The sequence below is a fragment of the Bradyrhizobium sp. SPXBL-04 genome (assembly GCF_051853035.1).
In the GTDB taxonomy this organism is placed as follows: Bacteria; Pseudomonadota; Alphaproteobacteria; order Rhizobiales; family Xanthobacteraceae; genus Bradyrhizobium; species Bradyrhizobium zhanjiangense.
Map to the genome: position 1 here is coordinate 3,337,358 of NZ_CP182472.1, position 22,577 is coordinate 3,359,934.

The 22,577-nt window shown below is 64.2% G+C and carries 18 protein-coding genes and 1 riboswitch; of the genes, 11 read left to right on the top strand and 7 right to left on the bottom strand.

Annotated features, from left to right (window positions below; translation table 11 throughout):
• Positions 1 to 289: 289 nt before the first annotated feature.
• The 5 genes from recA to ACNJX8_RS15570 all read left to right on the top strand — a co-directional run bounded on the left by recA (position 290) and on the right by ACNJX8_RS15570 (position 4,104).
• The gene (recA, locus tag ACNJX8_RS15550; protein ID WP_128932875.1) at positions 290 to 1,375 is read left to right on the top strand and encodes a recombinase RecA; all 1,086 of its coding nucleotides are present in this window, start codon (positions 290 to 292) and stop codon (positions 1,373 to 1,375) included.
• 326 nt (positions 1,376 to 1,701) lie between these two features.
• The gene (locus ACNJX8_RS15555; protein ID WP_208758131.1) at positions 1,702 to 1,917 is read left to right on the top strand and encodes a hypothetical protein; all 216 of its coding nucleotides are present in this window, start codon (positions 1,702 to 1,704) and stop codon (positions 1,915 to 1,917) included.
• Positions 1,918 to 1,927: 10 nt separating this feature from the next.
• Positions 1,928 to 2,926, top strand: coding sequence for a hypothetical protein (locus ACNJX8_RS15560; RefSeq protein ID WP_439361283.1), 999 nt, complete (start codon positions 1,928 to 1,930; stop codon positions 2,924 to 2,926).
• Positions 2,927 to 3,130: 204 nt separating this feature from the next.
• On the top strand, positions 3,131 to 3,772 hold the full coding sequence (locus ACNJX8_RS15565; protein WP_439361285.1) for a hypothetical protein: 642 nt from the start codon (positions 3,131 to 3,133) through the stop codon (positions 3,770 to 3,772).
• Positions 3,751 to 4,104, top strand: coding sequence for a hypothetical protein (locus ACNJX8_RS15570; protein ID WP_439361286.1), 354 nt, complete (start codon positions 3,751 to 3,753; stop codon positions 4,102 to 4,104). The genes ACNJX8_RS15565 and ACNJX8_RS15570 overlap by 22 nt, the downstream gene beginning before the upstream one ends.
• Before the next feature lie 140 nt (positions 4,105 to 4,244).
• On the opposite strand, the gene gcvP is transcribed toward ACNJX8_RS15570, so the two are convergent.
• From gcvP to gcvT, 3 genes are all read right to left on the bottom strand, one after another.
• Positions 4,245 to 7,112, bottom strand: a complete 2,868-nt coding sequence (gene gcvP, locus ACNJX8_RS15575) for an aminomethyl-transferring glycine dehydrogenase (RefSeq protein WP_439361917.1) — start codon at positions 7,110 to 7,112, stop codon at positions 4,245 to 4,247.
• A gap of 161 nt (positions 7,113 to 7,273) precedes the next feature.
• Entirely contained in the window at positions 7,274 to 7,642 is a 369-nt protein-coding gene (gene gcvH, locus ACNJX8_RS15580; protein WP_439361287.1) for a glycine cleavage system protein GcvH, read from the bottom strand.
• Positions 7,643 to 7,652: 10 nt separating this feature from the next.
• Positions 7,653 to 8,801, bottom strand: a complete 1,149-nt coding sequence (gene gcvT, locus ACNJX8_RS15585) for a glycine cleavage system aminomethyltransferase GcvT (protein WP_439361288.1) — start codon at positions 8,799 to 8,801, stop codon at positions 7,653 to 7,655.
• 163 nt (positions 8,802 to 8,964) lie between these two features.
• Positions 8,965 to 9,056: riboswitch (glycine riboswitch) on the bottom strand.
• A gap of 235 nt (positions 9,057 to 9,291) precedes the next feature.
• On the opposite strand from gcvT, the gene alaS reads away from it, so the two are divergent.
• Positions 9,292 to 11,970: an alanine--tRNA ligase gene (alaS, locus tag ACNJX8_RS15590; protein ID WP_439361289.1), complete on the top strand. Its 2,679-nt coding sequence runs from the start codon at positions 9,292 to 9,294 to the stop codon at positions 11,968 to 11,970.
• Between the two features lie 6 nt (positions 11,971 to 11,976).
• Positions 11,977 to 13,209: a cyclic nucleotide-gated ion channel gene (locus ACNJX8_RS15595; protein WP_128932880.1), complete on the top strand. Its 1,233-nt coding sequence runs from the start codon at positions 11,977 to 11,979 to the stop codon at positions 13,207 to 13,209.
• Positions 13,210 to 13,225: 16 nt separating this feature from the next.
• On the opposite strand, the gene ACNJX8_RS15600 is transcribed toward ACNJX8_RS15595, so the two are convergent.
• On the bottom strand, positions 13,226 to 13,726 hold the full coding sequence (locus ACNJX8_RS15600) for a DUF3455 domain-containing protein (protein WP_439361290.1): 501 nt from the start codon (positions 13,724 to 13,726) through the stop codon (positions 13,226 to 13,228).
• A gap of 155 nt (positions 13,727 to 13,881) precedes the next feature.
• Positions 13,882 to 15,096 (bottom strand): NADP-dependent isocitrate dehydrogenase, encoded by a 1,215-nt coding sequence (locus ACNJX8_RS15605; RefSeq protein ID WP_439361291.1) that lies wholly within the window; start codon positions 15,094 to 15,096, stop codon positions 13,882 to 13,884.
• Positions 15,097 to 15,425: 329 nt separating this feature from the next.
• Between ACNJX8_RS15605 and ACNJX8_RS15610 the strand changes: the two genes are divergently transcribed.
• Positions 15,426 to 16,625 (top strand): TrmJ/YjtD family RNA methyltransferase, encoded by a 1,200-nt coding sequence (locus ACNJX8_RS15610; RefSeq protein WP_439361292.1) that lies wholly within the window; start codon positions 15,426 to 15,428, stop codon positions 16,623 to 16,625.
• A gap of 125 nt (positions 16,626 to 16,750) precedes the next feature.
• Here ACNJX8_RS15610 and ACNJX8_RS15615 read toward each other — a convergent pair whose 3' ends face one another.
• Entirely contained in the window at positions 16,751 to 17,410 is a 660-nt protein-coding gene (locus ACNJX8_RS15615) for a TetR/AcrR family transcriptional regulator (protein WP_128938701.1), read from the bottom strand.
• Between the two features lie 246 nt (positions 17,411 to 17,656).
• Between ACNJX8_RS15615 and ACNJX8_RS15620 the strand changes: the two genes are divergently transcribed.
• From ACNJX8_RS15620 to ACNJX8_RS15630, 3 genes are all read left to right on the top strand, one after another.
• The gene (locus ACNJX8_RS15620) at positions 17,657 to 18,199 is read left to right on the top strand and encodes an OsmC family protein (RefSeq protein WP_439361293.1); all 543 of its coding nucleotides are present in this window, start codon (positions 17,657 to 17,659) and stop codon (positions 18,197 to 18,199) included.
• 37 nt (positions 18,200 to 18,236) lie between these two features.
• Positions 18,237 to 19,370 (top strand): acyl-CoA dehydrogenase family protein, encoded by a 1,134-nt coding sequence (locus tag ACNJX8_RS15625; RefSeq protein ID WP_439361294.1) that lies wholly within the window; start codon positions 18,237 to 18,239, stop codon positions 19,368 to 19,370.
• A gap of 76 nt (positions 19,371 to 19,446) precedes the next feature.
• Positions 19,447 to 20,325 carry a sulfurtransferase gene (locus ACNJX8_RS15630; protein WP_128938699.1) on the top strand — a complete coding sequence of 293 codons (879 nt, stop codon included), beginning with the start codon at positions 19,447 to 19,449 and terminating at the stop codon, positions 20,323 to 20,325.
• Between the two features lie 194 nt (positions 20,326 to 20,519).
• Here ACNJX8_RS15630 and ACNJX8_RS15635 read toward each other — a convergent pair whose 3' ends face one another.
• A complete protein-coding gene (locus ACNJX8_RS15635; protein WP_439361295.1) occupies positions 20,520 to 22,454 on the bottom strand; it encodes a sigma 54-interacting transcriptional regulator in 1,935 nt (644 codons plus the stop codon).
• Positions 22,455 to 22,577 lie beyond the last annotated feature (123 nt).

Here is a 22,577-nt window from a genome sequence, read left to right on the forward strand (position 1 = left end):
ATTAGGACAGTGCTACGAACGGTAGTTGCCCGGAATCCACTTGGCATCTGGACACCGGTACGGTGCCTCCCGCCGGGGCTGGAATTTCATCCCGAAACGAGATTGCAACCGGCAAAGGGGTCGCTGAAGGGCGGCCCCTTTTCGATTCAGGCACGAGCAAGGGGATTGGGACAGCCGCAAAGAACATATTGCGAACTGAGAACAAATGGGGTACATTATTTTTATCGCCGGCCCGCCCTCTCAATCGTTTGTCCCCCTAGCGAATCCTCGCCATAAGGAGCACGACCCAATGTCCGCCACTGCCCTGCGTATCGTCGAAGGATCTTCCATGGACAAGAGTAAAGCCCTGGCTGCCGCGCTCTCTCAGATCGAGCGCCAGTTCGGCAAGGGATCGGTGATGAAGCTCGGCAAGAGCGACCGCTCCATGGACATCGAGGCGGTGTCCTCGGGCTCGCTCGGGCTCGATATCGCGCTCGGCATCGGCGGCCTGCCCAAGGGACGCATCGTCGAGATCTACGGGCCGGAATCGTCGGGCAAGACCACGCTGGCGCTGCATACGGTGGCGGAAGCGCAGAAGAAGGGTGGCATCTGCGCCTTCATCGACGCCGAGCACGCGCTCGATCCGGTCTATGCCCGCAAGCTCGGCGTCAACATTGACGAACTGCTGATCTCGCAGCCCGACACCGGCGAGCAGGCGTTGGAAATTTGCGACACCTTGGTGCGCTCCGGCGCTGTGGACGTGCTGGTGGTCGATTCGGTTGCGGCGCTGGTGCCGAAGGCCGAGCTCGAGGGCGAGATGGGCGATGCGCTGCCGGGTCTGCAGGCCCGCCTGATGAGCCAGGCGCTGCGCAAGCTCACGGCCTCGATCAACAAGTCCAACACCATGGTGATCTTCATCAACCAGATCCGCATGAAGATTGGTGTGATGTACGGTTCGCCCGAGACCACGACCGGCGGCAACGCGCTGAAATTCTACGCCTCCGTCCGCCTCGACATCCGCCGCATCGGCGCGATCAAGGAGCGCGACGAAGTCGTCGGCAACACCACGCGCGTGAAGGTGGTGAAGAACAAGCTGGCGCCGCCGTTCAAGCAGGTCGAATTCGACATCATGTATGGCGAGGGCGTCTCCAAGATGGGCGAGATCCTCGATCTCGGCGTCAAGGCCGGCATCGTCGAGAAGTCCGGCGCCTGGTTCTCCTATGACAGCCAGCGCCTCGGCCAGGGCCGCGAGAACGCCAAGGCGTTCTTGAAGGGCAACCCCGACATCACCGCCAAGATCGAGACCTCGATCCGCCAGAACTCCGGCCTGATCGCCGAGCAGATTCTCGCCGGCACCCCGGAGCGCGACGCCGACGGCGAGGAGCCGGCGGAGTAAGCCTTAAAGCAGTAGAGTTTTCGCGAGGAGCGGGCGCTGAGGACGTTGAGTTGCCGACGTCTTCGGTGCCCGTTTCGTTTTGGGGTGGGGTGGGATGCGTCCGCGATGAAGCGTCTGATCTTGACCAGTTCGTCCGGATTTGGGCTCGCCAAATCGGGATTGGCCGAAATTGTCGTTGCGTTTTCTTTTCGCTTTCAGTGGGGACCCTTGCCTTCACCTGAAATGCTTGCGGCCTATTTTGCGGCGCGTTCGGAGACGCTTTCACCCGGTGATCACTGGCCCGATGGGGCATCCGCTGGCCTAGTGCCATCCGAAACCGCAAGGATTTGTCCCTTATCGAGTTCTGTGAACCCTACGATGCGATCGAACTCTGGTTCGACCCGAATCCCGAAGATCAGTTGCAACTGATTTGGTTGCTCGATCACCTCAGATCTCATTCCGGGCCGGCGCAAAAACTCAAACTGCGCCTTGTGCCGGACGATCTGATCGTGATGAGGGGCGATCGCCTGTGGCGGTACGGTCTCGGTTTGACGAAACCGTGAGGCTGCGAGGATGACGCGGCTCATCGTGACAACAGATTCATCCGCTGCCGGCGCTCTGCTACGCGCGGACCTTGCCGATCTCGTCATCGCGATCGAGCGCCGGCTCATCTGGGGGCCGCTGCCGTCCGAGGAGGAATTGGGGGCTTTCTTTGCGCCGCGCACGACGCAGCCTTGCGGTCTTCATTGGTTGGACAACACGCCGTCCTGGCGTCTCGAAGGGTCGGGAGTGAAAGACCGTGGACTGATCGAGCTGCTGTCGGAATGCGACTCGGCCGAATTGTGGATGGGGCCAGAGCCGAATGCGCAATTGCTTCTGCTCTGGCCGCTCGACCATTGCGGCAATGAAAGAGCGGCGGTTTCCAAACTCGTGATACGTCAGCTGGACATTGCCGTTGGTCGTGTCGATCTGGAGCGGCTTGCCAAGCTGAACCCGCCGATTGTTGAGCTCAGGCCTGATCACCTTGAAATCGCAGCTCGTGCGTGGCGGGCCTATCGTGCGCCGACGCCGCAGGATTGGTTCGGCCTTCTCAAAACGGATTTGAGTTTGCTTCCGCAGCTTGAGCGGGGCGCCGTTGACCTGCTCGAAGAGCTTCCGAGCGTTGCCACTGGTCTCGGAGCCACTGAGATGCGGATTCTTGGGTTGATCGCACCAGGCAACGTGCAGCCCTTCGATGTCTTCCCAGGCCATCAGAAGCCCAACGAGCGTCGCGTATTCGACTACTGGAAAGTGGGCGCGCTGCTTGATGGGCTCGCGCGATGTCCGGTGCCGGCCGTAGCAGGGCTGGACGAGGGGCCATTCTCGCTCGACATGCATGACGATGCTCTCCGTCACGCACGATACAAGCAATCCCGCTTGTCGCTTACAGATCTGGGGAAGGCGGTGCTGGCAGGCGATGAGGATTTCTGCCGCCATAATCGGATCGCGCGCTGGTGGGGCGGCACGCTTGTCACCACCGAACGGCTCCGGCGGTGGGATCGCGAAAGCCGCTTATTGGTCCCGCCGGTTTGATGCGTATCGCTCAGAGTGTTGGGTAATCAATTTGAGACGCGATCGTGTCTCGTTTTTGGAGTAGGACGCCGGGGCTATGAAGCGTGTGATCTTGACCAGTTCGTCCGGCGTTGGTCTCACCTATGCCGGTCGTGCTGACATGGTCGTCCCCTTGATCTTTCGGCAAAAGTGCCCCTGTATTACGTATCAATTTGAGATGCGATCGTGTCACATCTGATCCTGGCCACGAACGATCTTGCGGCAAACACGCTTCGCCAATCGGGTGCGGCGAAAATCGCGCTCGGATTCTGTCTACGCTTCGTCTCGGGGAAATTACCTTCCGAGGAGCAACTTTTGATGGGGCTGGAGCGGCGATCGGAAAAGCACCGTAATCCAGGCGATCATTGGCTCGACGACGTTTGTCGCGGCTCGCTGGAAGGTTTCGGCACGCGCGATATCGGTTTCTTCGAGCTGTGTGCGAAGTTCGACTCAATCGAAGTATGGGTCGATCCCCTGCCCAATGATCAGCTTGTGCTCGTCTGGCTGCTCGACCTTCTTCGCCCCTACAAGGAGATCACGACGAAGCTGAGCTTGGTGCATACGGATGACATTGTTGCGAACTATGCACCGCAATCGGTCGCAAAATGGAAGCTGCCGGCCTTCAAGGTGGTCGACAATCATTTGATGACGGCAAGCCGCGCTTGGCGGGCCTATCGGGCGTCGACGCCAGAACCCTGTTTCGATCAGCTGATGACGGATCTGATGATCCTGCCGAGACTTCGATCGGCGCTCATTGCGATGCTTGAAGAGCTTCCGGACAGGTTGACGGGGCTCGGAGCCAGCGAATGGACATGCTGGACTTTGTGAACGACGGGCACACCGAGCCAAAGCGCGTCTGTGAGGCGAGGTGGCTTCGTGATGTGCTCGAAGATGGCGAAGCGAGCGATGCTTTGATCGAACTGGCGCAACATTCGGCACCGCCCGTCCTGCTGGGCGATCCGTCGTTCGACAATGAGGCCCGCTACCGCGGCGAGAGCGAGTGGAAGGTCACGCTGACTGAACTTGGACGTTCACTTGTCGCGCGCGAAGACGACGTGTGGCATCACAACACGATCAAACGTTGGTGGGGCGGTACCGAACTGACCAACGAACGGCTCTGGCGCCGGGACGCCGAGACCCGCTCGTTGATCGCGCCGTAAGTGCCGTAGGATGGGCAAAGGTGCGCAAGCGCCGTGCCCACCATATTTCAATAAAGGCAAGGTGGTGGGCACGCTTCCGCCTTCGCTCTTCGAGCTACGGCGGACAAGCCGCTTTGCCCACCCGAGACCTCCGTCGCGTCTTACTCCGCCGCTTCCGCGTAATCGCTCACCGGCGGGCAGGAGCATACGAGGTTACGATCGCCGTAGACATTGTCGACGCGCCCGACCGGGCTCCAATATTTGTCGGTACGCGAGACGCCGTCGGGGAAGCAGCCCTCGGCACGGGTATAGGCGCGATTCCACGCATCATCCGCGATGTCGTGCACGGTGTGCGGAGCGTGGCGCAAGGGCGAGGCCGCGATCTCAAAGCGACCAGCTTCGACCTCGGCGATTTCTTTCCGGATCGCGATCATGGCGTCGCAGAACCGGTCCAGCTCGGCCTTCGATTCCGACTCGGTCGGCTCGATCATCAGCGTTCCCGGTACGGGGAAGCTCATGGTCGGCGCGTGGAAGCCGTAATCGATCAGGCGTTTTGCGATGTCGTCCACCGTGACGCCCGACGTCGTCTTCAGCGGACGGGGGTCGACGATGCACTCATGGGCGACGCGGCCCTTGGCGTTCTTGTAGAGCACCGGGAAGTGCGGATCGAGGCGCGCTGCGATATAATTGGCGTTGAGGATCGCGATCTCGGTCGCACGCTTCAATCCTTCACCGCCCATCATCAAGATGTAGATGTAGGAGATGGTGAGGATCGAGGCCGAGCCGAACGGCGCGGCCGAGACCGGGCCGACCTGGGCGTCCGCCTTTGTTGCGGGATGGCCGGGGAGGAACGGGGCGAGATGCGCTCTTACGCCGATCGGGCCCATGCCGGGGCCGCCGCCGCCATGCGGAATGCAGAAGGTCTTGTGCAAATTGAGGTGGCTGACGTCGGCGCCGTAATCGCCGGGCCTGCTAAGGCCGACCTGTGCGTTGAGGTTGGCGCCGTCGAGGTACACTTGGCCGCCATGGCCGTGCACGATGTCGCAGATCTCGCTGATGTGCTCCTCGAACACGCCATGGGTCGAGGGATAGGTGATCATGACCGCGGCGAGATCGTTCGAATGCTTTTCCGCCTTGGCGCGGAGATCGTTGACATCGACGTCGCCGTTCTTCTGGCAAGCGACCACCACCACGTCCATGCCGACCATCGCGGCCGAAGCCGGGTTGGTGCCATGGGCGGAGGAGGGGATCAGGCAGATCTTGCGCTGGCTCTGTCCGCGCGACGCGTGATAGCCACGGATTGCGAGCAGGCCGGCATATTCGCCCTGCGCGCCCGAATTCGGCTGCAGCGAGATCGCGTCATAGCCGGTGATGTCGCACAGCCACTTTTCAAGCCGCGCGAACAGCGCGTGATAGCCGGCGGCCTGCTCGCGCGGAGCGAACGGATGCAGCGTCGCAAACTCCGGCCAGGTCAGCGGCATCATCTCGGTGGTCGCGTTCAGCTTCATGGTGCAGGAGCCAAGCGGAATCATGGCGCGGTCGAGCGCGAGGTCGCGATCACTGAGCTTGCGCATGTAGCGCAGCATCTCGGTCTCCGAGCGATGCGCGTGGAACACCGGATGGGTGAGGAACGCGGTGGTGCGCTTCAAGTCTTCCGGCAGCGCTTCGCGCGTCTCGGCGTCGATCTCGGCATAGGCGAGGGTGCCGCCGAAGGCGCGCCAGACCGCTTCCACCGTCGCGGGCGTCGTGGTCTCGTCGAGCGCGATGCGAAGCGCGGTTTCACCGATGCCGAGATTGATCTTCTCGGCAGCGGCGCGCGCGACGATCTCGACGCGCTTGGCGCCGGCATCGACGCTGAGCGTGTCGAAGAAGCTGTCCGACTGGAGCGCAAAGCCGAGCTTGCGCAGGCCGCTCGCGAGCACCGCGGCGCGGCGGTGCACGTTGCGCGCGATCTGCATCAATCCCTCGGGGCCATGATAGACCGCATACATCGAGGCGATCACGGCGAGCAACACCTGCGCGGTGCAGATGTTGGAGGTCGCCTTCTCGCGGCGGATGTGCTGCTCGCGAGTCTGCAGCGCCAGGCGATAAGCCGGTGCACCGCGCGAATCCACGGAGAGGCCGACAATGCGGCCGGGCAGCGAGCGCTTGAGCGCATCGCGCACCGCCATATAGGCCGCGTGCGGTCCGCCATAACCCATCGGCACGCCAAAACGTTGCGCCGAGCCGATTGCGATGTCGGCGCCCAGCTCGCCGGGCGAGGCGAGCAGCGTCAGTGCCAGCAGGTCAGCGGCAATGATCGCCAGCGCGCCCTTGGCCTTCAGCGCCGCGATCGCGGGCCGCAAGTTCCGCACCGCGCCCGAAGAGCCCGGATATTGCAGCAGCGCACCAAGCACGTCACTCTTAGCGAGATCGGTGACGGGGTCGCCGACGATCAAATTCCAGCCCAGCGGCTCGGCGCGGGTGCGCATCACCGCGAGCGTCTGCGGATGCACGTCTTTGTCGACGAAGAACGCCTTTGCCTTCACCTGCGAGTGCCGCTCGGCCAGCGCCATGGCTTCGGCCGCCGCGGTCGCCTCATCCAGCAGCGAAGCGTTGGCGACGTCGAGACCGGTGAGATCGCAGATCATGGTCTGGAAGTTGAGCAGCGCTTCCAGGCGGCCTTGGCTGATCTCGGGCTGATAGGGCGTATACGCCGTGTACCAGGCCGGATTTTCGAGGATGTTGCGCTGGATCACCGCGGGCAGGATCGTGCCGGAATAGCCTTGGCCGATCAGCGAGGTGAAGACCTGGTTCTGCCGCGCCAGCTCGGCCATATGCGCAATCGCCTCGGTTTCGCTCAACGGCTTGCCGAGATCGAGCGGGGCGGCCTGCCGGATCGAGGCCGGCAGCGTCTCCGCCATCAGCGCGTCGACGCTTTTCGCGCTGACCGCCTCGAGCATCGCGGTGACGTCGCCTGCCGAGGGGCCGATGTGGCGGCGAACGAAGCTGGTTGCGATGTCGCCATTGGATTTGCGGTGCGCGGTCATCATTGGGTCCTCGCTTTAATCATCTGACGCCGTCATGCCCCGCGAAGGCGGGGCATCCAGTAGTCACCGGCAGCGGGAATTGAACCGAGAAGCTGCGGCGTACTGGATCGTCCGCCTTCGCGGACGATGACATCGAGAATGAGGTTACAGTTCGCTTCATCTCACGCCGTATGGGCCTTGTACGCAGCTTCATCCATGAGGCCGCCGAGCTCGCTTTTGTCGGCCATCTTGATCTTGAAGAACCAGGCCGCGCCTTGCGCATCCGAGTTCACCAGCGCCGGCTCGGCGGCGAGTGCGGGGTTGATCTCGAGCACTTCGCCCGAGACCGGGGCATAGACGTCGGAGGCAGCCTTGACGGATTCGACGACGGCGGCAGCTTCCGCCTTCTTCAGCACGCGGCCGAGCTTGGGCAGTTCGACGAACACGACGTCGCCGAGCTGCTGCTGCGCGTAGTCGGTGATGCCGACGGTGGCGACGTCGCCCTCGATGGCGAGCCATTCATGGTCGGAGGTGTACAGCGTCGTGGTCATTGTCGAATCCTCAGCGTTTGTAGGTGTTTTTGACGAAGGGCATGGCGGCGACCTGCAAGGGCAGGCGCTGGCCGCGCACTTCGGCGAACAGCTTGGTGCCGAGCGCGCTCTGGCTCGTGGGCACGTAGCCCATCGCCACCGGCGCGTTCAGGCTCGGGCCGAAGCCGCCCGATGTGACCTTGCCGATCGGCTCGCCCACCGTCGCATCCGCAAACAGCAGCGCGCCCTCGCGCACCGGCGCGCGCCCCTCGGCGCGCAGGCCGACCCGGCGGCGGGATGCACCGTGATCGAAATGAGCGAGAATCTTCTCGGCGCCGGGGAAGCCGCCGGGGCGCATCCCGCCGGTGCGGCGGCTCTTCTGCACCGACCATTCCAGCGCGGCCTCGACCGGCGTGGTCGTGGTGTCGATGTCGTGGCCGTAGAGGCAGAGGCCGGCTTCCAGCCGCAGGCTGTCGCGGGCGCCAAGCCCGATCGGCATCACGTCGGGGTTTTCGAGCAGCGTCTTGGCGAGACGCTCGGCATCGCCAGCGGGAACGGAAATCTCGAACCCGTCCTCGCCGGTATAGCCCGAGCGCGAGACGAAACAGGGCAGGCCGGCGACCTCGTGAGGGCCGGCGTCCATGAATGTCATGGAGGGTGCCGCTGCACACAATTTCGCCAGCGCCGATTCCGCCTTCGGGCCCTGGAGCGCGATCAGCGCGCGGTCGGCAAGCGAATCGATGACGCAGTCGCCGGAGAGATGCGCGCGCAGATGCGCCTCGTCCGCGTCCTTGCAGGCGGCGTTGACGACCAGGAACAGGTGATCGCCGAAATTGGCGACCATCAGATCGTCGAGGATGCCGCCATCGGCATTGGTGAACTGGGCGTAGCGCTGCCGGCCCGGTGCAATCGCAAGGATATCCTGCGGCACCAGCCGTTCCAGCGCGCGGGCGGCGTCCTCGACCCTGCCGGACTTCGGCCGAAGTGCGATCTGGCCCATGTGGGAGACGTCGAACAGGCCGGCAGAGGCGCGGGTATGGAGATGTTCCTTCAGGACGCCCGCGGGGTATTGCACGGGCATGTCATAGCCCGCGAACGGCACCATCTTGCCGCCAAGCGACACATGAAGGTCGTAAAGGGGCGTACGTCTGAGGGGGGCGTGGTTGTCGGTTGAAAGCATCACAGGGGCCCTCGGCGGTTCCCCGGGGACGATTCCCCGGGAGCAACCAGTCGAAGCCCCATCTGTCGCTGTGCCTGAGAGTATTATCCCGTCGGCGGACGCTGGTCCGGGCCACCCTTTTTTACAAGGTAATTGCCCGTCGGCGCCTCTTTCCAGATGACGTCAAAGCCACTCGGTCCTTTTGCCTGAGAGTTTCCGGGGCGGTTGCTCCTTCGGCGCCGGCTGCCTAAAGCCGATCTCTCCCGACGTGGCCGTACGATATAGATAGGTAAAGACCACAGGGCGGCCAAGCCTGTCAACGCGGCGGCTTCGGCTTTCAACCGGGATTGCTACGGGATTGCGCGCCTGCGGCAACCCACTGATCTGCTTGCACAGTTTCTGGACAGCGAAGCTGGCCTTGTCTAAAAGCGCTTTGGCCCGCAGATATCAGCCTTAACGTCCGGTTTTTATGGCGAGAAGTGCGGGTCCAAGCACACCCGATTGGATGAACATGAGTGGCGTCAACGAGATCAGGTCGACCTTTCTGAACTTCTTTGCCGAGAACGGCCACGAGATCGTGCCGTCCTCGCCACTGGTGCCGCGCAACGACCCGACCCTGATGTTCACCAATGCCGGCATGGTGCAGTTCAAGAACGTCTTCACCGGCGTCGAGAAGCGGCCCTATCAGCGCGCCACCACGTCGCAGAAATGTGTGCGCGCCGGCGGCAAGCACAACGATCTCGACAATGTCGGCTACACCGCGCGCCATCTCACCTTCTTCGAGATGCTCGGCAACTTCTCGTTCGGCGACTATTTCAAGGAGCGCGCGATCGAGCTCGCCTGGAAGCTGATCACTGCCGAGTTCGGGCTGAAGAAGGACAAGCTGCTCGTCACCGTCTATCACACCGACGACGAGGCGGCCGGCCTGTGGAAGAAGATCGCCGGCTTCTCCGACGACCGCATCATCCGGATTCCGACCTCGGACAATTTCTGGGCGATGGGCGACACCGGCCCATGCGGCCCGTGCTCGGAGATCTTCATCGACCGCGGCGAGCACATCTGGGGCGGGCCTCCGGGCTCGCCGGAAGAGGATGGCGACCGCTTCCTCGAATTCTGGAATCTCGTGTTCATGCAGTACGAGCAGGTGACGAAGGAAGAGCGCGTAGGCTTGCCGCGTCCCTCGATCGACACCGGCATGGGCCTGGAGCGCATGGCCTGCATCCTCCAGGGCGTCGAGAGCGTGTTCGAGACCGACCTGTTCCGCAATCTGATCGATGCGACGGCCTCCGCGCTCGGCGCCGGCCCGACCGAGCAGAACGCCGCCTCGTTCCGCGTCATCGCCGACCATTTGCGCTCCTCGGCCTTCCTCGTCTCCGACGGCGTGCTGCCCTCGAACGAAGGCCGCGGCTATGTGCTGCGCCGGATCATGCGCCGCGCGATGCGCCATGCGCAGCTGCTGGGCGCGAAAGAGCCGCTGATGCATCGCCTGGTCTGGGCGCTGGTGCGCGAGATGGGCCAGGCCTACCCAGAGCTGATGCGCGCGGAGAATTTGATCGAGGAAACGCTGCGGCTGGAAGAGACCCGCTTCCGCAAAACTCTCGCGCGCGGCCTCGCCATCCTCGACGAAAAGAGTGCGGGCCTGAAGAAGGGCGACATGTTCGATGGCGACGTCGCCTTCACACTCTACGACACCTACGGCTTCCCGCTGGACCTGACGCAGGACGCGCTGAAGTCGCGCGGCATCGGCGTCGACCAGGCGGCCTTCTCCGATGCAATGGAGCGCCAGAAGTCCAAGGCGCGCGAGTCGTGGAAGGGGTCGGGCGAAGCGGCTTCCGAGGCGATCTGGTTCCCGCTGCGCGAGAAGCTCGGTGCGACCGAATTCCTCGGCTACGAGACCGAAAGCGCCGAAGGCGTGGTCGCGGCGCTGGTCAAGGACGGCAAGGAGGCGGACAGCCTCAAGGCCGGCGAGACCGGTGCGCTGGTGCTGAACCAGACGCCGTTCTACGCGGAATCCGGCGGCCAGGTCGGCGATACCGGCGTGCTGCTCGGGGAGGGCGGCATCAAGGTCCGCATCACCGACACGCAGAAAAAGCTCGGCGATCTCTTCGTCCACATCGGCACGGTCGAGAGCGGCGAAGTGAAGCTCGGCACCGCGCTCCAGCTCGAGGTCGATCATGGGCGTCGTTCTTCGATCCGCGCCCATCACTCGGCGACGCATCTCATCCACGAGGCGCTGCGTCAGGTGCTCGGCGATCACATCGCGCAGCGCGGCTCGCTGGTCGCGCCCGACCGCCTGCGCTTCGACTTCGTGCATCCGAAGCCGATCACGGCAGATGAGCTGTCCCGCATCGAGGACATCGCCAACGACGTGGTGCTGGAGAACGACGAGGTCACCACGCGCATCATGGGTGTCGATGAAGCCCGTGAGGCGGGGGCGCGCGCCCTGTTCGGCGAGAAATATGGCGACGAGGTCCGCGTCGTTTCCATGGGCAGGACCGCGCGCGAGCGCGGCGCCAACGCGCTCGGCTGGTCGGTCGAGCTCTGCGGCGGCACCCATGTGAGGCGCACCGGCGACATCGGCCTGATCACGCTCACGAGCGAGAGCGCGGTCGCCTCCGGCGTTCGCCGCATCGAGGCGCTGACCGGCAATTATGCGCGCAAGCACGCCAATGACACCATGGCGCTGGCGAAGACCGCGGCTAACGAGCTGCGCACGTCCATCGACGACGTGCCGGCGCGCATCACGGCGCTGATGGAGGAGCGCAAGAAGCTCGAGCGCGAGCTCTCCGACGCGCGCAAGAAGCTGGCAATGGGCGGCGGTGCGTCGTCGAGCAACGGCGCGGCGGCAGGCGTGCGCGAAGCCGGCGGCGTCAAACTGATGGCGCGCGCCGTCGAGGGCATCGAGATGAAGGATCTCAAGAGCCTTGCCGACGACGGCAAGAAGCAGATCGGCTCCGGCGTCGTCGCCATCGTCGGCGTCACCGAGGACGGCAAGGCCGGCGTCGTAGTCGGCGTCACGCAGGATCTCACCGCGCGCTTCAACGCCGTGAATTTGGTGCGCATCGCCTCCGAAGCGCTCGGCGGCAAGGGCGGCGGCGGCCGGCCCGACATGGCCCAGGCCGGCGGCCCTGACGGCGCCAATGCGGCCGCGGCGCTCTCGGCGATCGAAAAAGCGATGGCAGGCGCTTAAAGCCCCATGTCCCCCGTTCCGCGAGGACGTGGGCTTCGCGATCCCGATTTGAGGGATCGCCTCTTCGAATTGCTGGAGCACGATCCGCTCGCCTATTCGGTCGGGTCGCGCTTCATCCAGGTGATCATCGGCGTCATCGTGATCAACGTGGCGGCGATGATCCTCGCCTCGGTGCCTGAGCTGGACGCGCAATTCGGCACGCTGTTCGCAGGCATCACCATCCTGTCCGTGATCGTGTTCGCGCTGGAATATGCGGCGCGGCTGTGGACCGTGGCCGGCCACACGCAGCGCAAGGCGTCCGCGCTGTCCGACCGGCTCGGCTACGCCTTCTCCGCGCTCGGTATCATCGACCTCATGGCGTTCCTCCCCGCAGCGATCGTGCTGGCCACGGGCCGGCATGCGACGCTGGCAGCTCTCGGCGTACTGCCGTTCTTCAAGCTGATCCGCTATTCGCCGGCGATGCGCTCGCTGCTTGCCGCCGTGCATGCCGAGCGGCGCGCGCTGATCGGCTGCATCGTCATCCTGGTCGGCGTGGTCTTGACCTTTGCTTCGCTGCTCTACGCCATCGAGCGCGACGTGCAGCCGGACAAGCTCGGCACCATCCCGCAGGCGATGTGGTGGGCGATCGTGACGCTCGGCACCGTCGGCTATGGCGATGTCGTGCCGGTGACGCCGCTCGGCAAGTTTGTCTCCACCTTCGCTATCGTCAGCGGCTTCGCCATGATTGCGCTGCCGGTCGCGATCATCTCCACCGCCTTTGCCGAAGAGGTGAAGCGGCGCGATTTCGTCGTCACCTGGGGCATGCTGGCGCGGGTGCCGCTATTCTCGCATTTGTCGGCCGCCGAGATCGCCGACATCATGCGGCTGCTCAGGGCACGCACCATCGAGCAGGGCGAGATCCTGGTGCGGCGGGGCGATGTCGCCTCCTCGATGTATTTCATCACCGCCGGCGAGGTCGAGATCGCGCTGCCGAGCCAGCAGGTGCGGCTTGCCGACGGCACCTTCTTTGGCGAGATCGCGCTCTTGCACAAAACAAAACGCAGCGGCACGGTGACGGCGACGCGCAAGACCAGGCTGCTCGTGCTCGACGCCCAGGATTTCCACGCGCTGATCGCGCGCATGCCGACGCTGGCCGCCCACGTCCACAACACTGCGAAAGCGAGGCTCGCCGACACCGGCGATCTCGCCGCGGCGGAGCTGGCGCAGGCGGAGAAGGAAGATGGGGGCAAGGCGCGCTGACGAGGTCCGCCGCGGGTTAGCCCTTCTTCAGGAAATCATACTCGGCGGAGTAGGGCACGCTCCTGAACTCGCCAGCCCTGTCGCAAGCGCCGTCGAGCTTGCCGCCACGGGTGTTGATGCGCTGGACCGTGGTCACGGGCGTGAGCACGCCGCTGCCGCGGTGTGAGGTGACTTCCAGCTTCAGCCAGGGGATATCGCTCGCCGTTGCGCCGGGCGCATTGCCGATGGCCTTGCCGACCACCGCGCTGCCGTCGGCATGCTCCCAGTTCGGGCCGGCATAGTGGCGGCCGATGGTCTTGCCGTCCGCGAGAAGCGTCGCGATCGGCTCGCGGAAGGTCCAGGCGAGCTTGCCGTCGGTGCCGGCCTTGCACTCATAGACCTGCGCGCCCTCGGCGTGCACGCTGAGCACGACGCTCTCGCCCGGTGCGGCGATGGCCGCCGGAAGAGGCTCGGCGGCGAGCGCGGACGCGCTGGTCAGCGCGAAGGCCACGAATGCAAGGCTCTTGAGGGACGGCATGATGCTACTTCGGGTGCATGTGTCGTCATTGCGAGGAGCTCGCGACAAAATTGCAGAGCAATTTTGCGCTGATGCGACGAAGCAATCCAGACTGTTTCCCCGGAGGGGTTCTGGATTGCTTCGCTACGCTCGCAATGACGCGTGGAGTTGGCAGCTTACGCCGCCAGCGCCTTGGTCAGGTTCTCGGCGACCTTGTCGAGGAAGCCGGTGGTCGAGAGCCAGCGCTGGTCGGCGCCGACCAGGAGCGCAAGGTCCTTGGTCATGTAGCCGGCCTCGACGGTGTCGACGCAGACCTTCTCGAGCGTGTTTGCGAACTTGGCGAGCTCGGCATTGTTGTCGAGCTTGGCGCGATGCGACAGGCCACGCGTCCAGGCGAAGATCGACGCGATCGAGTTGGTCGAGGTCTCCTTGCCCTTCTGGTGCTCGCGGTAGTGGCGGGTCACCGTGCCGTGGGCAGCCTCGGCTTCGACCGTCTTGCCGTCCGGGGTGAGCAGCACCGAAGTCATCAGGCCGAGCGAGCCGTAGCCCTGCGCGACCGTATCGGACTGCACGTCGCCGTCGTAGTTCTTACAGGCCCAGACATAGCCGCCGGACCATTTCAGCGCCGAGGCCACCATGTCGTCGATCAGGCGGTGCTCGTAGGTCAGGCCCTTGGCGTCGAATTCCTTCTTGAACTCGCGGTCGAAGATGTCCTGGAAGATGTCCTTGAAGCGGCCGTCATAGACCTTCAGGATCGTGTTCTTGGTCGACAGATAGACCGGATAGCCGCGCAGCAGGCCGTAATTGAAGGAGGCGCGGGCGAAGTCGATGATGGAGTCGTCGAGATTGTACATTCCCATCGCGACGCCGGCATCGGGGGCCTTGAACACTTCCTTCTCGATCATGGTGCCGTCCTCGCCAACGAACTTCATCGACAGGGTGCCCTTGCCGGGGAACTTGAAATCGGTGGCGCGGTACTGGTCGCCATAGGCGTGGCGGCCGATGATGATTGGCTTGGTCCAGCCGGGAACCAGGCGCGGCACGTTCTTGCAGATGATCGGCTCGCGGAAGATGCAGCCGCCGAGGATGTTGCGGATGGTGCCGTTCGGCGACTTCCACATCTGCTTGAGGTTGAACTCCTTCACCCGGGCTTCATCCGGGGTGATGGTGGCGCACTTGACGCCGACGCCGACCTTCTTGATGGCCTCGGCGGCGTCGATGGTGACCTGATCGTTGGTGTGGTCGCGGTGCTCCATGCCCAGGTCGAAATAGAGCAGCTCGACATCTAGGAACGGAGTGATCAGCTTGTCCTTGATGTACTGCCAGATGATCCGGGTCATCTCGTCGCCATCGAGTTCGACGACGGGATTGGATACCTTGATTTTTGCCATGATCGGGGAAGCCTCTTGGGAACGGCGCTTGTGGTGGGAATATCCGGCGCCTCTTAGCACCGCCGCGCGGCGGGCGAAAGCCAAGGGATTATGCACTTTTAGCTCATCCAGCTTCCGCAGACGGGCAGCGGCAGCCCGCCCTCGGCCGGGCCCGGGGTCATGTTCCAGGCGAGATTCAAAAGTCGAATCCAACCCGTTATTTCCCTTGAGAATTTTCTCAGGACAGGCAAACGACAGGCGGCGGTGCGGCCGGCCCGGCGGGCAGGCTTGAATCAACTCCTGAAGTGGCCTCTGCAAGGCCTTGAGAGACAGTGTGAAAGTGAAGCGAGATGTCGGGGACTGACAAGAGCAAGGCGGGGCTTTCTCTCGACGGTCCCATCGTGATCCTGGTCGAGCCGCAGCTCGGGGAGAACATCGGCATGGCCGCCCGCGCCATGGGCAATTTTGCCCTGAGCCGGCTTCGCATCGTCAATCCCCGCGACGGCTGGCCCAACATCGCGGCCCAGCGTGCCGCCGCCGGCGCCGATCACATTCTGGAAAAGGTCGAATTGTTCGAGACGGTCGAGCAGGCGGTCGCCGATCTCGACCTGTTGTTCGCCGCCACCGCCCGCGCCCACGACCAGGCCAAGCCGGTGGTCGGGCCGGAAGCCGCCGTCGCCGAGATCTCGGGGCACATCGCCACCGGGGGCAAGGCCGGTATCCTGTTCGGCCGGGAGCGCTGGGGCCTGACCAACGAGGAGGTCGGGCTCTCCAACCGCATCATCACCTTCCCGGTCAATCCGGGCTTTGCCTCGCTCAACCTCGCGCAGGCCGTGCTGCTGGTCGGCTACGAATGGTTCAAACGAGCCACATCCGGCGAGCTGCCGCACGCCATGCCGGAGCGGTCCGAGCGCGCCTCGCAGCACCAGATGCAGGCCTTCTTCGACAACCTCGTGCGCGAGCTCGACAAGGTCGAATTCCTGCGCCCCGCCGAGAAACGCGACACCATGCTGGTCAACCTGCGCAACATCTTCAGCCGGATGGAGCCGACCAAGCAGGACATGCACACGCTCCACGGCGTGGTGATGGCGATCGCGGAAGGGCGCAAGGGCCCGGCCAAGGGCGGCGTGCTCGACGGCGAGCAGGCCACGCGCCTGCGCGCGCTCTTGGCCGAGCACGGGCAGTGCGGCGGCGTGCCCGACAGCGGCTCCACCGTGCGCGGCCTCGCCCGCCTGCTCCGCCGCAACCCGACCGATGCCGAGCGCCTGCTCTGGCATGCCCTGACCCGCGACCGCCGCTTCGCAGGTGGGTTCAAGCGCCAGACCCCCGTGGGGCGGCACATCCCGGATTTCGTCTCATTCCCGCACCGGATCGCGATCGAGCTGGTCAACCCGGGCGAGGGGGAGACCATCGCCGCCGACCGTGCGTCGCGGCGTGCGTGGCTCGAAGCGCGGGACTATCGGGTGCTCGACATTCGGGCAGTGGATGTCGAGCGCGATCTGGAGGCGGAGCTGGTGCGGCTTGCTGGGATGATGGCGCAGAGCGCGTAGGTCTCGTCGCGCATCGGTCTTGTAGGGTGGGCAAAGCGCAGCGTGCCTACCATGTCGATCAACGCAGCTGAGACAGAATGGTGGGCACGGCGCTGCGCGCCTTTGCCCACTCTACGAATTTGGACCTACACTGCCTCGAGCTGATCCGCTGCGCGCTTCTTCTTCGCCTTCGCCTGGCCGAGCAGGGGACCCGCCGTGAGCGCGGCGGTATCGGCGACGCCCGGATCGCGCGAGATCATGGCCGCGACGATGGCGCCGTCGATGATGAGGCCGAGCTGGTGCGCCAGCACCGCGGGCTCGCTGGAGCCGAGCTCGCCGGCGAGCTTCTCGATGTGGCCGAGCACGATCTTCTTGTGCTTCAGCGCAATGTTGCGGAACTGCTTGGCGTCCTTGTCATGCTCGCCGACGGCGTTGATGAAGGGGCAGCCGTAGAAGCGTTCTTCGGCGAACCAGCTCTTCAGCGCGGGGAAGATGCGCGTCAGTTTCGCCTGCGCGTCGCCGCCGCCTTGCTCCATCGCGCCAATGAACCATTCGCGCCACTGCTTGCCTTCGCTCTCCAGCACCGCGTTGACCAGGTTGGTCTTGGAGCCGAACAACTTATAGAGCGTGGTCTTCGCGGTGCCGGCTTCCTCGATGATCGCATCGATGCCGGTGGCATTGATGCCGTTCTTGCAGAACAGATGTGTCGCGGCGCTCAGCAAACGCCCGCGCGCGGACTCGTCGTCGCCTGCGCCAGCACCGGCGTGCGGCGAATTCGATCTTTTCTTCGATGACGTCTTAGCCATGGACTCGAACTTACCCGCAGCTGCGCCGCATCAGCAAGCCGCATCTGTTCCGCGCCGAAAAGATTCGCATGCGCAAGCGCATCTGCTTCGCCTTTAAGCAAGCTGCGGCTGATCAATCCGCAGGCAGGGACACTAAGCGGCTCCAATGCTTCGCGTTTTGTTTTCGGTTTGCTCTGGCACGCTCCATGCAAGGAAACAGACCGTTCGGTATCCTACCGATTTCCACTTCTGCCAGGGAGAAGACTGATGACTGCCGTCGTTCAGAAGACAGTGCTGACGGGGTGCCTCGCGCCCATCGACAAGAATGGCCTCGAGCAACTGATCGCGAGCGGCAAGGCCAATCCGAAGGTCGTCAAGACCTTGAAGTGCAAGACGGTCGCGGAGGGAAAATTCCGCCACGCCAACTACATCCGCAATTTGCCGCCCTACATCGTCGACGAGCCCCCGGGGCTTCTGGGCGACGATACCGCGCCCAATCCGTCGGAAGCCTCGCTCGCCGCGCTCGGCTCCTGCCTCGCGGTCGGCCTGCACGCCAACGCCGTGCATCGCGGCTGGATCGTCAACAAGCTCGAGCTGGAGCTCGAGGGCGACCTCAACATCACTGCGGTCTGGGGCACCGGCGACACCTCCGACAAGCCGGTCGGCTTCACTGACGTCCGCGTCAAGGTCGACATGGAGTGCGAGGGCATCGCGCCGGGCGAGATCAACGCGCTGGTCGCCCATGTGAAGAAATGGTCGCCGGTCGCCAATACCTTCACCCGCCCGGTCAATCTCGAGGTCGGCATCTAGCAGACGGCAATCAGGAACTTCGGTGCGGGAGGCGATCATGGGTTCACTGGCTTTATCGCGGGTCGACATTTTGGATCATCCCGCACCGTCCATTGCAGGAGAGGTGGCGCGGATCGCGCGGGAGCAGCTCGCGCCGCTCGCTGCCGGCATCGACGCCGGCACGGTCTATCCGGCCGACGTGCTGCGCAAGTTCGGCGCGGTCGGCGCCTGGGGCAGTCACGTCCCGCACGAAGGCCCCGCGGATCTGCGCTGCGCCATCCAGGCGATGGCTGTTATCGGCGAGGTCTGCGGCGCCACCGCCTTCATGGCCTGGTGCCAGAACACGCTGGTCTGGTACGCCGCGAACTCAACAAATTTGAAGCTGGCAAAGCGCTTCGGCGACGCCTTCTCGACTGGGCGGGTGCTCGGCGGCACCGGCCTCTCCAACCCGATGAAGAGCTTCTTCGGCATCGAGAAGCTGAAACTGAAGGGGCGCAAGGTCGAGGGCGGCTACATCGTGCGCGGCGCGCTGCCCTGGGTCTCCAATCTCGGTCCTGACCATTATTTCGGCGCGATCTTCGAACGCGAGGACGATCAGGGCATCGCAAAAGGCGAGCCTGGCACGGTGATGTTTCTGGCCGATTGCTCGGACCCAGCGATCACGCTGACGCCGTGCAAGCCGTTCCTCGCCATGGACGGCACCGGCACCTATGGCGTCCAGTTCCGCGACGTCTTCGTGCCGGACGAGCTGATCCTGGCCGATCCCGCGGGTCCCTTCGTCAAGAAGATCCGCGCTGGCTTCATCCTGCTTCAGGCCGGCATGGCGCTCGGCGTGATCAGGGACTGCATCAACATCATGGACGAAGTCGACAGCCCCCTTGGCCATATCAACCGCTATCTGCCGCAGCAGCCGGTGCATTTTCGCGATCTCGCCGCCGAGCTCGAGACCGAAACGATGGCGCTGGCGCGTGATCCCTACAACGAGGAGGAGACCTACTGGCGCAAGGTGATCGCACTCAGGCTTCGTGCCGGCGAAGCCAGCGTCGCGGCGGCGCATGCGGCGATGCTGCATTGTGGCGCACGCGGTTATCTCAAAAGCCACCGCGCTCAGCGGCGACTGCGCGAGGCCTATTTCGTCGCGATCGTCACGCCTGCCACCAAGCAATTACGCAAGATGCTCGCCGATTCCTGATCTTCACGAGACCACCCGAAGACCACTGCCAAGACGACTGTTAAGACCACCACCAACCTCAACGGAGAGGCTGCCAATGACGGACGTTCTGATCTCTGCCAGCGAACTTGCCGATCTCTTGAAGACCGAGCCCTGTGTTGTCATCGACACCCGCAATCCCGACGCCTACGGCGCCGGGCACCTCCCCAATGCCGTGAACGTGCACGACATATTCACCTATCTTGCGACCTCGACGCCCGAGGGCATCAACGAGCTCAAGACCAAATTTGCCGACGCCTTTGGTGCCGCTGGTCTCTCCGGAACGGAGACAGCGGTGGTCTATGAGCAGTCGATGAACTCCGGTTTCGGCCAGTCCTGCCGCGGCTATTATCTCCTCACCATGCTCGGCTATCCCAGGGTGAAGGTGCTGCATGGCGGTTTCGATGCCTGGGCAGCAGCCGGTTTGCCGGTCACCAAGGACGTGCCGACGCCGGCGAAGGCATCGTTCACGATCGTGCCTGAGGCGGGCGAGATCCTGATCGACGCCAAGACCATGCTCGGGGCCATCGGCAAGCCCGGCATCGCCATCCTCGACGTGCGCGATGTCGATGAGTGGATCGGCGACAGCTCGTCCCCATACGGCAAGGATTTCTGTCCACGCAAGGGCCGCATCCCCGGCGCGGTGTGGCTGGAATGGTACCGCATGATGAAGCCGACCGCTGAGGGCCCGCGCTTCAAGTCCAAGGACGAGATTCTGGCCGAATGCGCCACTGTCGGCATTTCGCAGACGACGCCGGTCTATCTCTACTGCTTCAAGGGCGCGCGCGCCTCGAACACGTTCCTGGCGCTGAAGAACGCCGGCGTGAAGGACGTGCGGATGTACTTTGGCTCCTGGAACGAATGGTCGCGCGATCCGTCGCTGCCGATCGAGCAAGGGCTGCCGATTGCATCGGGTGTCACGACAAAGGCGGCGTGATAGCGTGCCGCTGCCGTAGGGCTCGGTCCCACCTCTCCCCGACGGGGAGAGGTCGGATTGCGCAGCAATCCGGGTGAGGGGGCGTTGCCTTTGGTGAGATCGTAAGCCCTCGCCCGGATCGCATCTCTCGGTGCGATCCGACCTCTCCCTACGGGAGAGGCGAACCGAGGCGCGCGACCGTGCTTCGCCACATTCTAGCCGTTGAGGCCCGCCCGTGGACGAGGCGCGATTCCCAGCGCCTTGATCCGCGAGGCCAGCGTGGTCGGCTTGATATCGAGCATCTCGGCCGCGCCGCCGGGGCCGAAGACTTTCCCTGCGCAGGCTTCGAGCGCCGCCAAAATGTTGGCGCGCTCGTGATCGCGCATTTCCGATGACGTCATGACCGCGGGGCGCACATCGGCTTTCGGGCGTGCAACGCCGCTCGGAGCTTGCGTGCCGGAGGGGTCGGGCAGATCGATGCGCAGCCGCCCGTTCTGAGACAGAATTGCGGCGCGCTCGATCACGTTCTGCAATTCGCGGACATTGCCGGGCCAGTCGTAGCGGGTCAGCCGCCGCGCATCGCCTTCGGACAGACGCAGGTTCGACTTCAACGCCTTGCTCTCGCGCGTCAGGAAATGCTGGGCCAGCAGCGGAATGTCCTCGCGTCGTTCGCGCAAGGGGACGGTCTCGATCGGGAATACGTTGAGACGGAAATAGAGGTCCTCGCGAAACCGGCCGCGTTGCACCTCCTGCTTGAGATCGCGATTGGTCGCGGCAATGACGCGCACGTCGACCGCGCGCGTGCGCTCCTGGCCGACGCGCTCGAAATTGCCTTCCTGCAAGACGCGCAGCAGCTTACCCTGGAGTTCGAGCGGGATCTCGCCAACCTCGTCCAGAAACAACGTGCCGCCGTCGGCAAGCTCGAACCGGCCGATGCGGTCGCGCGTTGCGCCGGTGAAGGCGCCGCGGACATGACCGAAGAACTCGCTCTCGAACAATTCGCGCGGGATCGCGGCGCAGTTGACGCGGATCAGCGGCCGGTCGCTGCGACCCGAGGCTTCGTGGATGGCGCGCGCGATCAGCTCCTTGCCGGTGCCTGATGCCCCGGTGATCATCACCGCCGCGGTGGTCGGGGCCACCAGCTTGACCTGGCGCAGCGTCTTCTGGATCGCCTCGCTCTGGCCGATGATGCCGCGGGGATTGGTCTCGATGCGGATTTCTTCCTGGAGATAGGCGTTTTCGAGCTCGAGACGCTCGCGCAGGCGGTCGACCTCGGCAAGCGCGGCATGCAGTTTCTCGTCGGCCTCGCGGCGCTGGCTGACATCGCGAAACACCACGACCGCGCCGACCACCACGCCGCGGTCGCGGATCGGAGTGGAGGTGTATTCGACCCAGGCCGGCGAGCCGTCCTTGCGCCAAAACACCTCGCCGTCGACCTGATGCACGGCACCGTCGCGGAACGCCGCATAGATCGGGCAGTCGTGGTTGTGATAGTGCCGGCCATCATGGTGGGTATGGTGCACGATCGGATGGATTTCCTTGCCGACCAGCTCCTCGGCGGTCCAGCCGAGCATCCGCTCCGCCGCAGGGTTGACGAAGGTGGTCTTGCCCTCGGCGTTGACGCCATAGATGCCTTCGCCGGCCGCGCGCAGGATCAGCTGGTTCTCGCGCTCGATGTCCTGGAACACGCGTTCGACCCGCTGCCAGGTCGAGATGCCGCCGCGCATGTGGTCTTCGGCAGCAGCGTCGACGTTGCGCCGGCGGCGCGCTTCGAGATCGGTGAGGGTGAGCAGCACCAGCGTGCGGCCGTCATGGGGCAGGATGCAGCCGGCATATTCGAGCCTGAGATTTTGGCCGGCGGCATGGCGCGGGGTGAGCGCCGTGGTCCAGTAGGCGCCCTTGTGCAGCACGGCCTGGGTGAACACGGTCAGCGCCGGGAGCTGGCCGGCATGAAGGGTGCTGGCCCTGGTCTGCCGCAACAGCGTGCGGTCGTAGCCGAGCAGGGTGCAGGCCGCCGGATTGGCGTCGATGATCTGATCGCGATAGGGATCGACCAGCAGCGTCGCCTCCACTGAGGACTCGAACGCCGCGGTGCGCGGATCGATGGTGTCGGCCGCATCGTCGCGGCCGGGCATTGGCGTCATTGCCATTACGAAATCTCGTCATTTGATTACGAATTTTCGTTTATCACGACTTTTCGTAGCGACCAAACGCGACAGAAAGTGCTGCGCCATCAACGCACTGCACGACGATCCGACGATGGCATGCTCCTT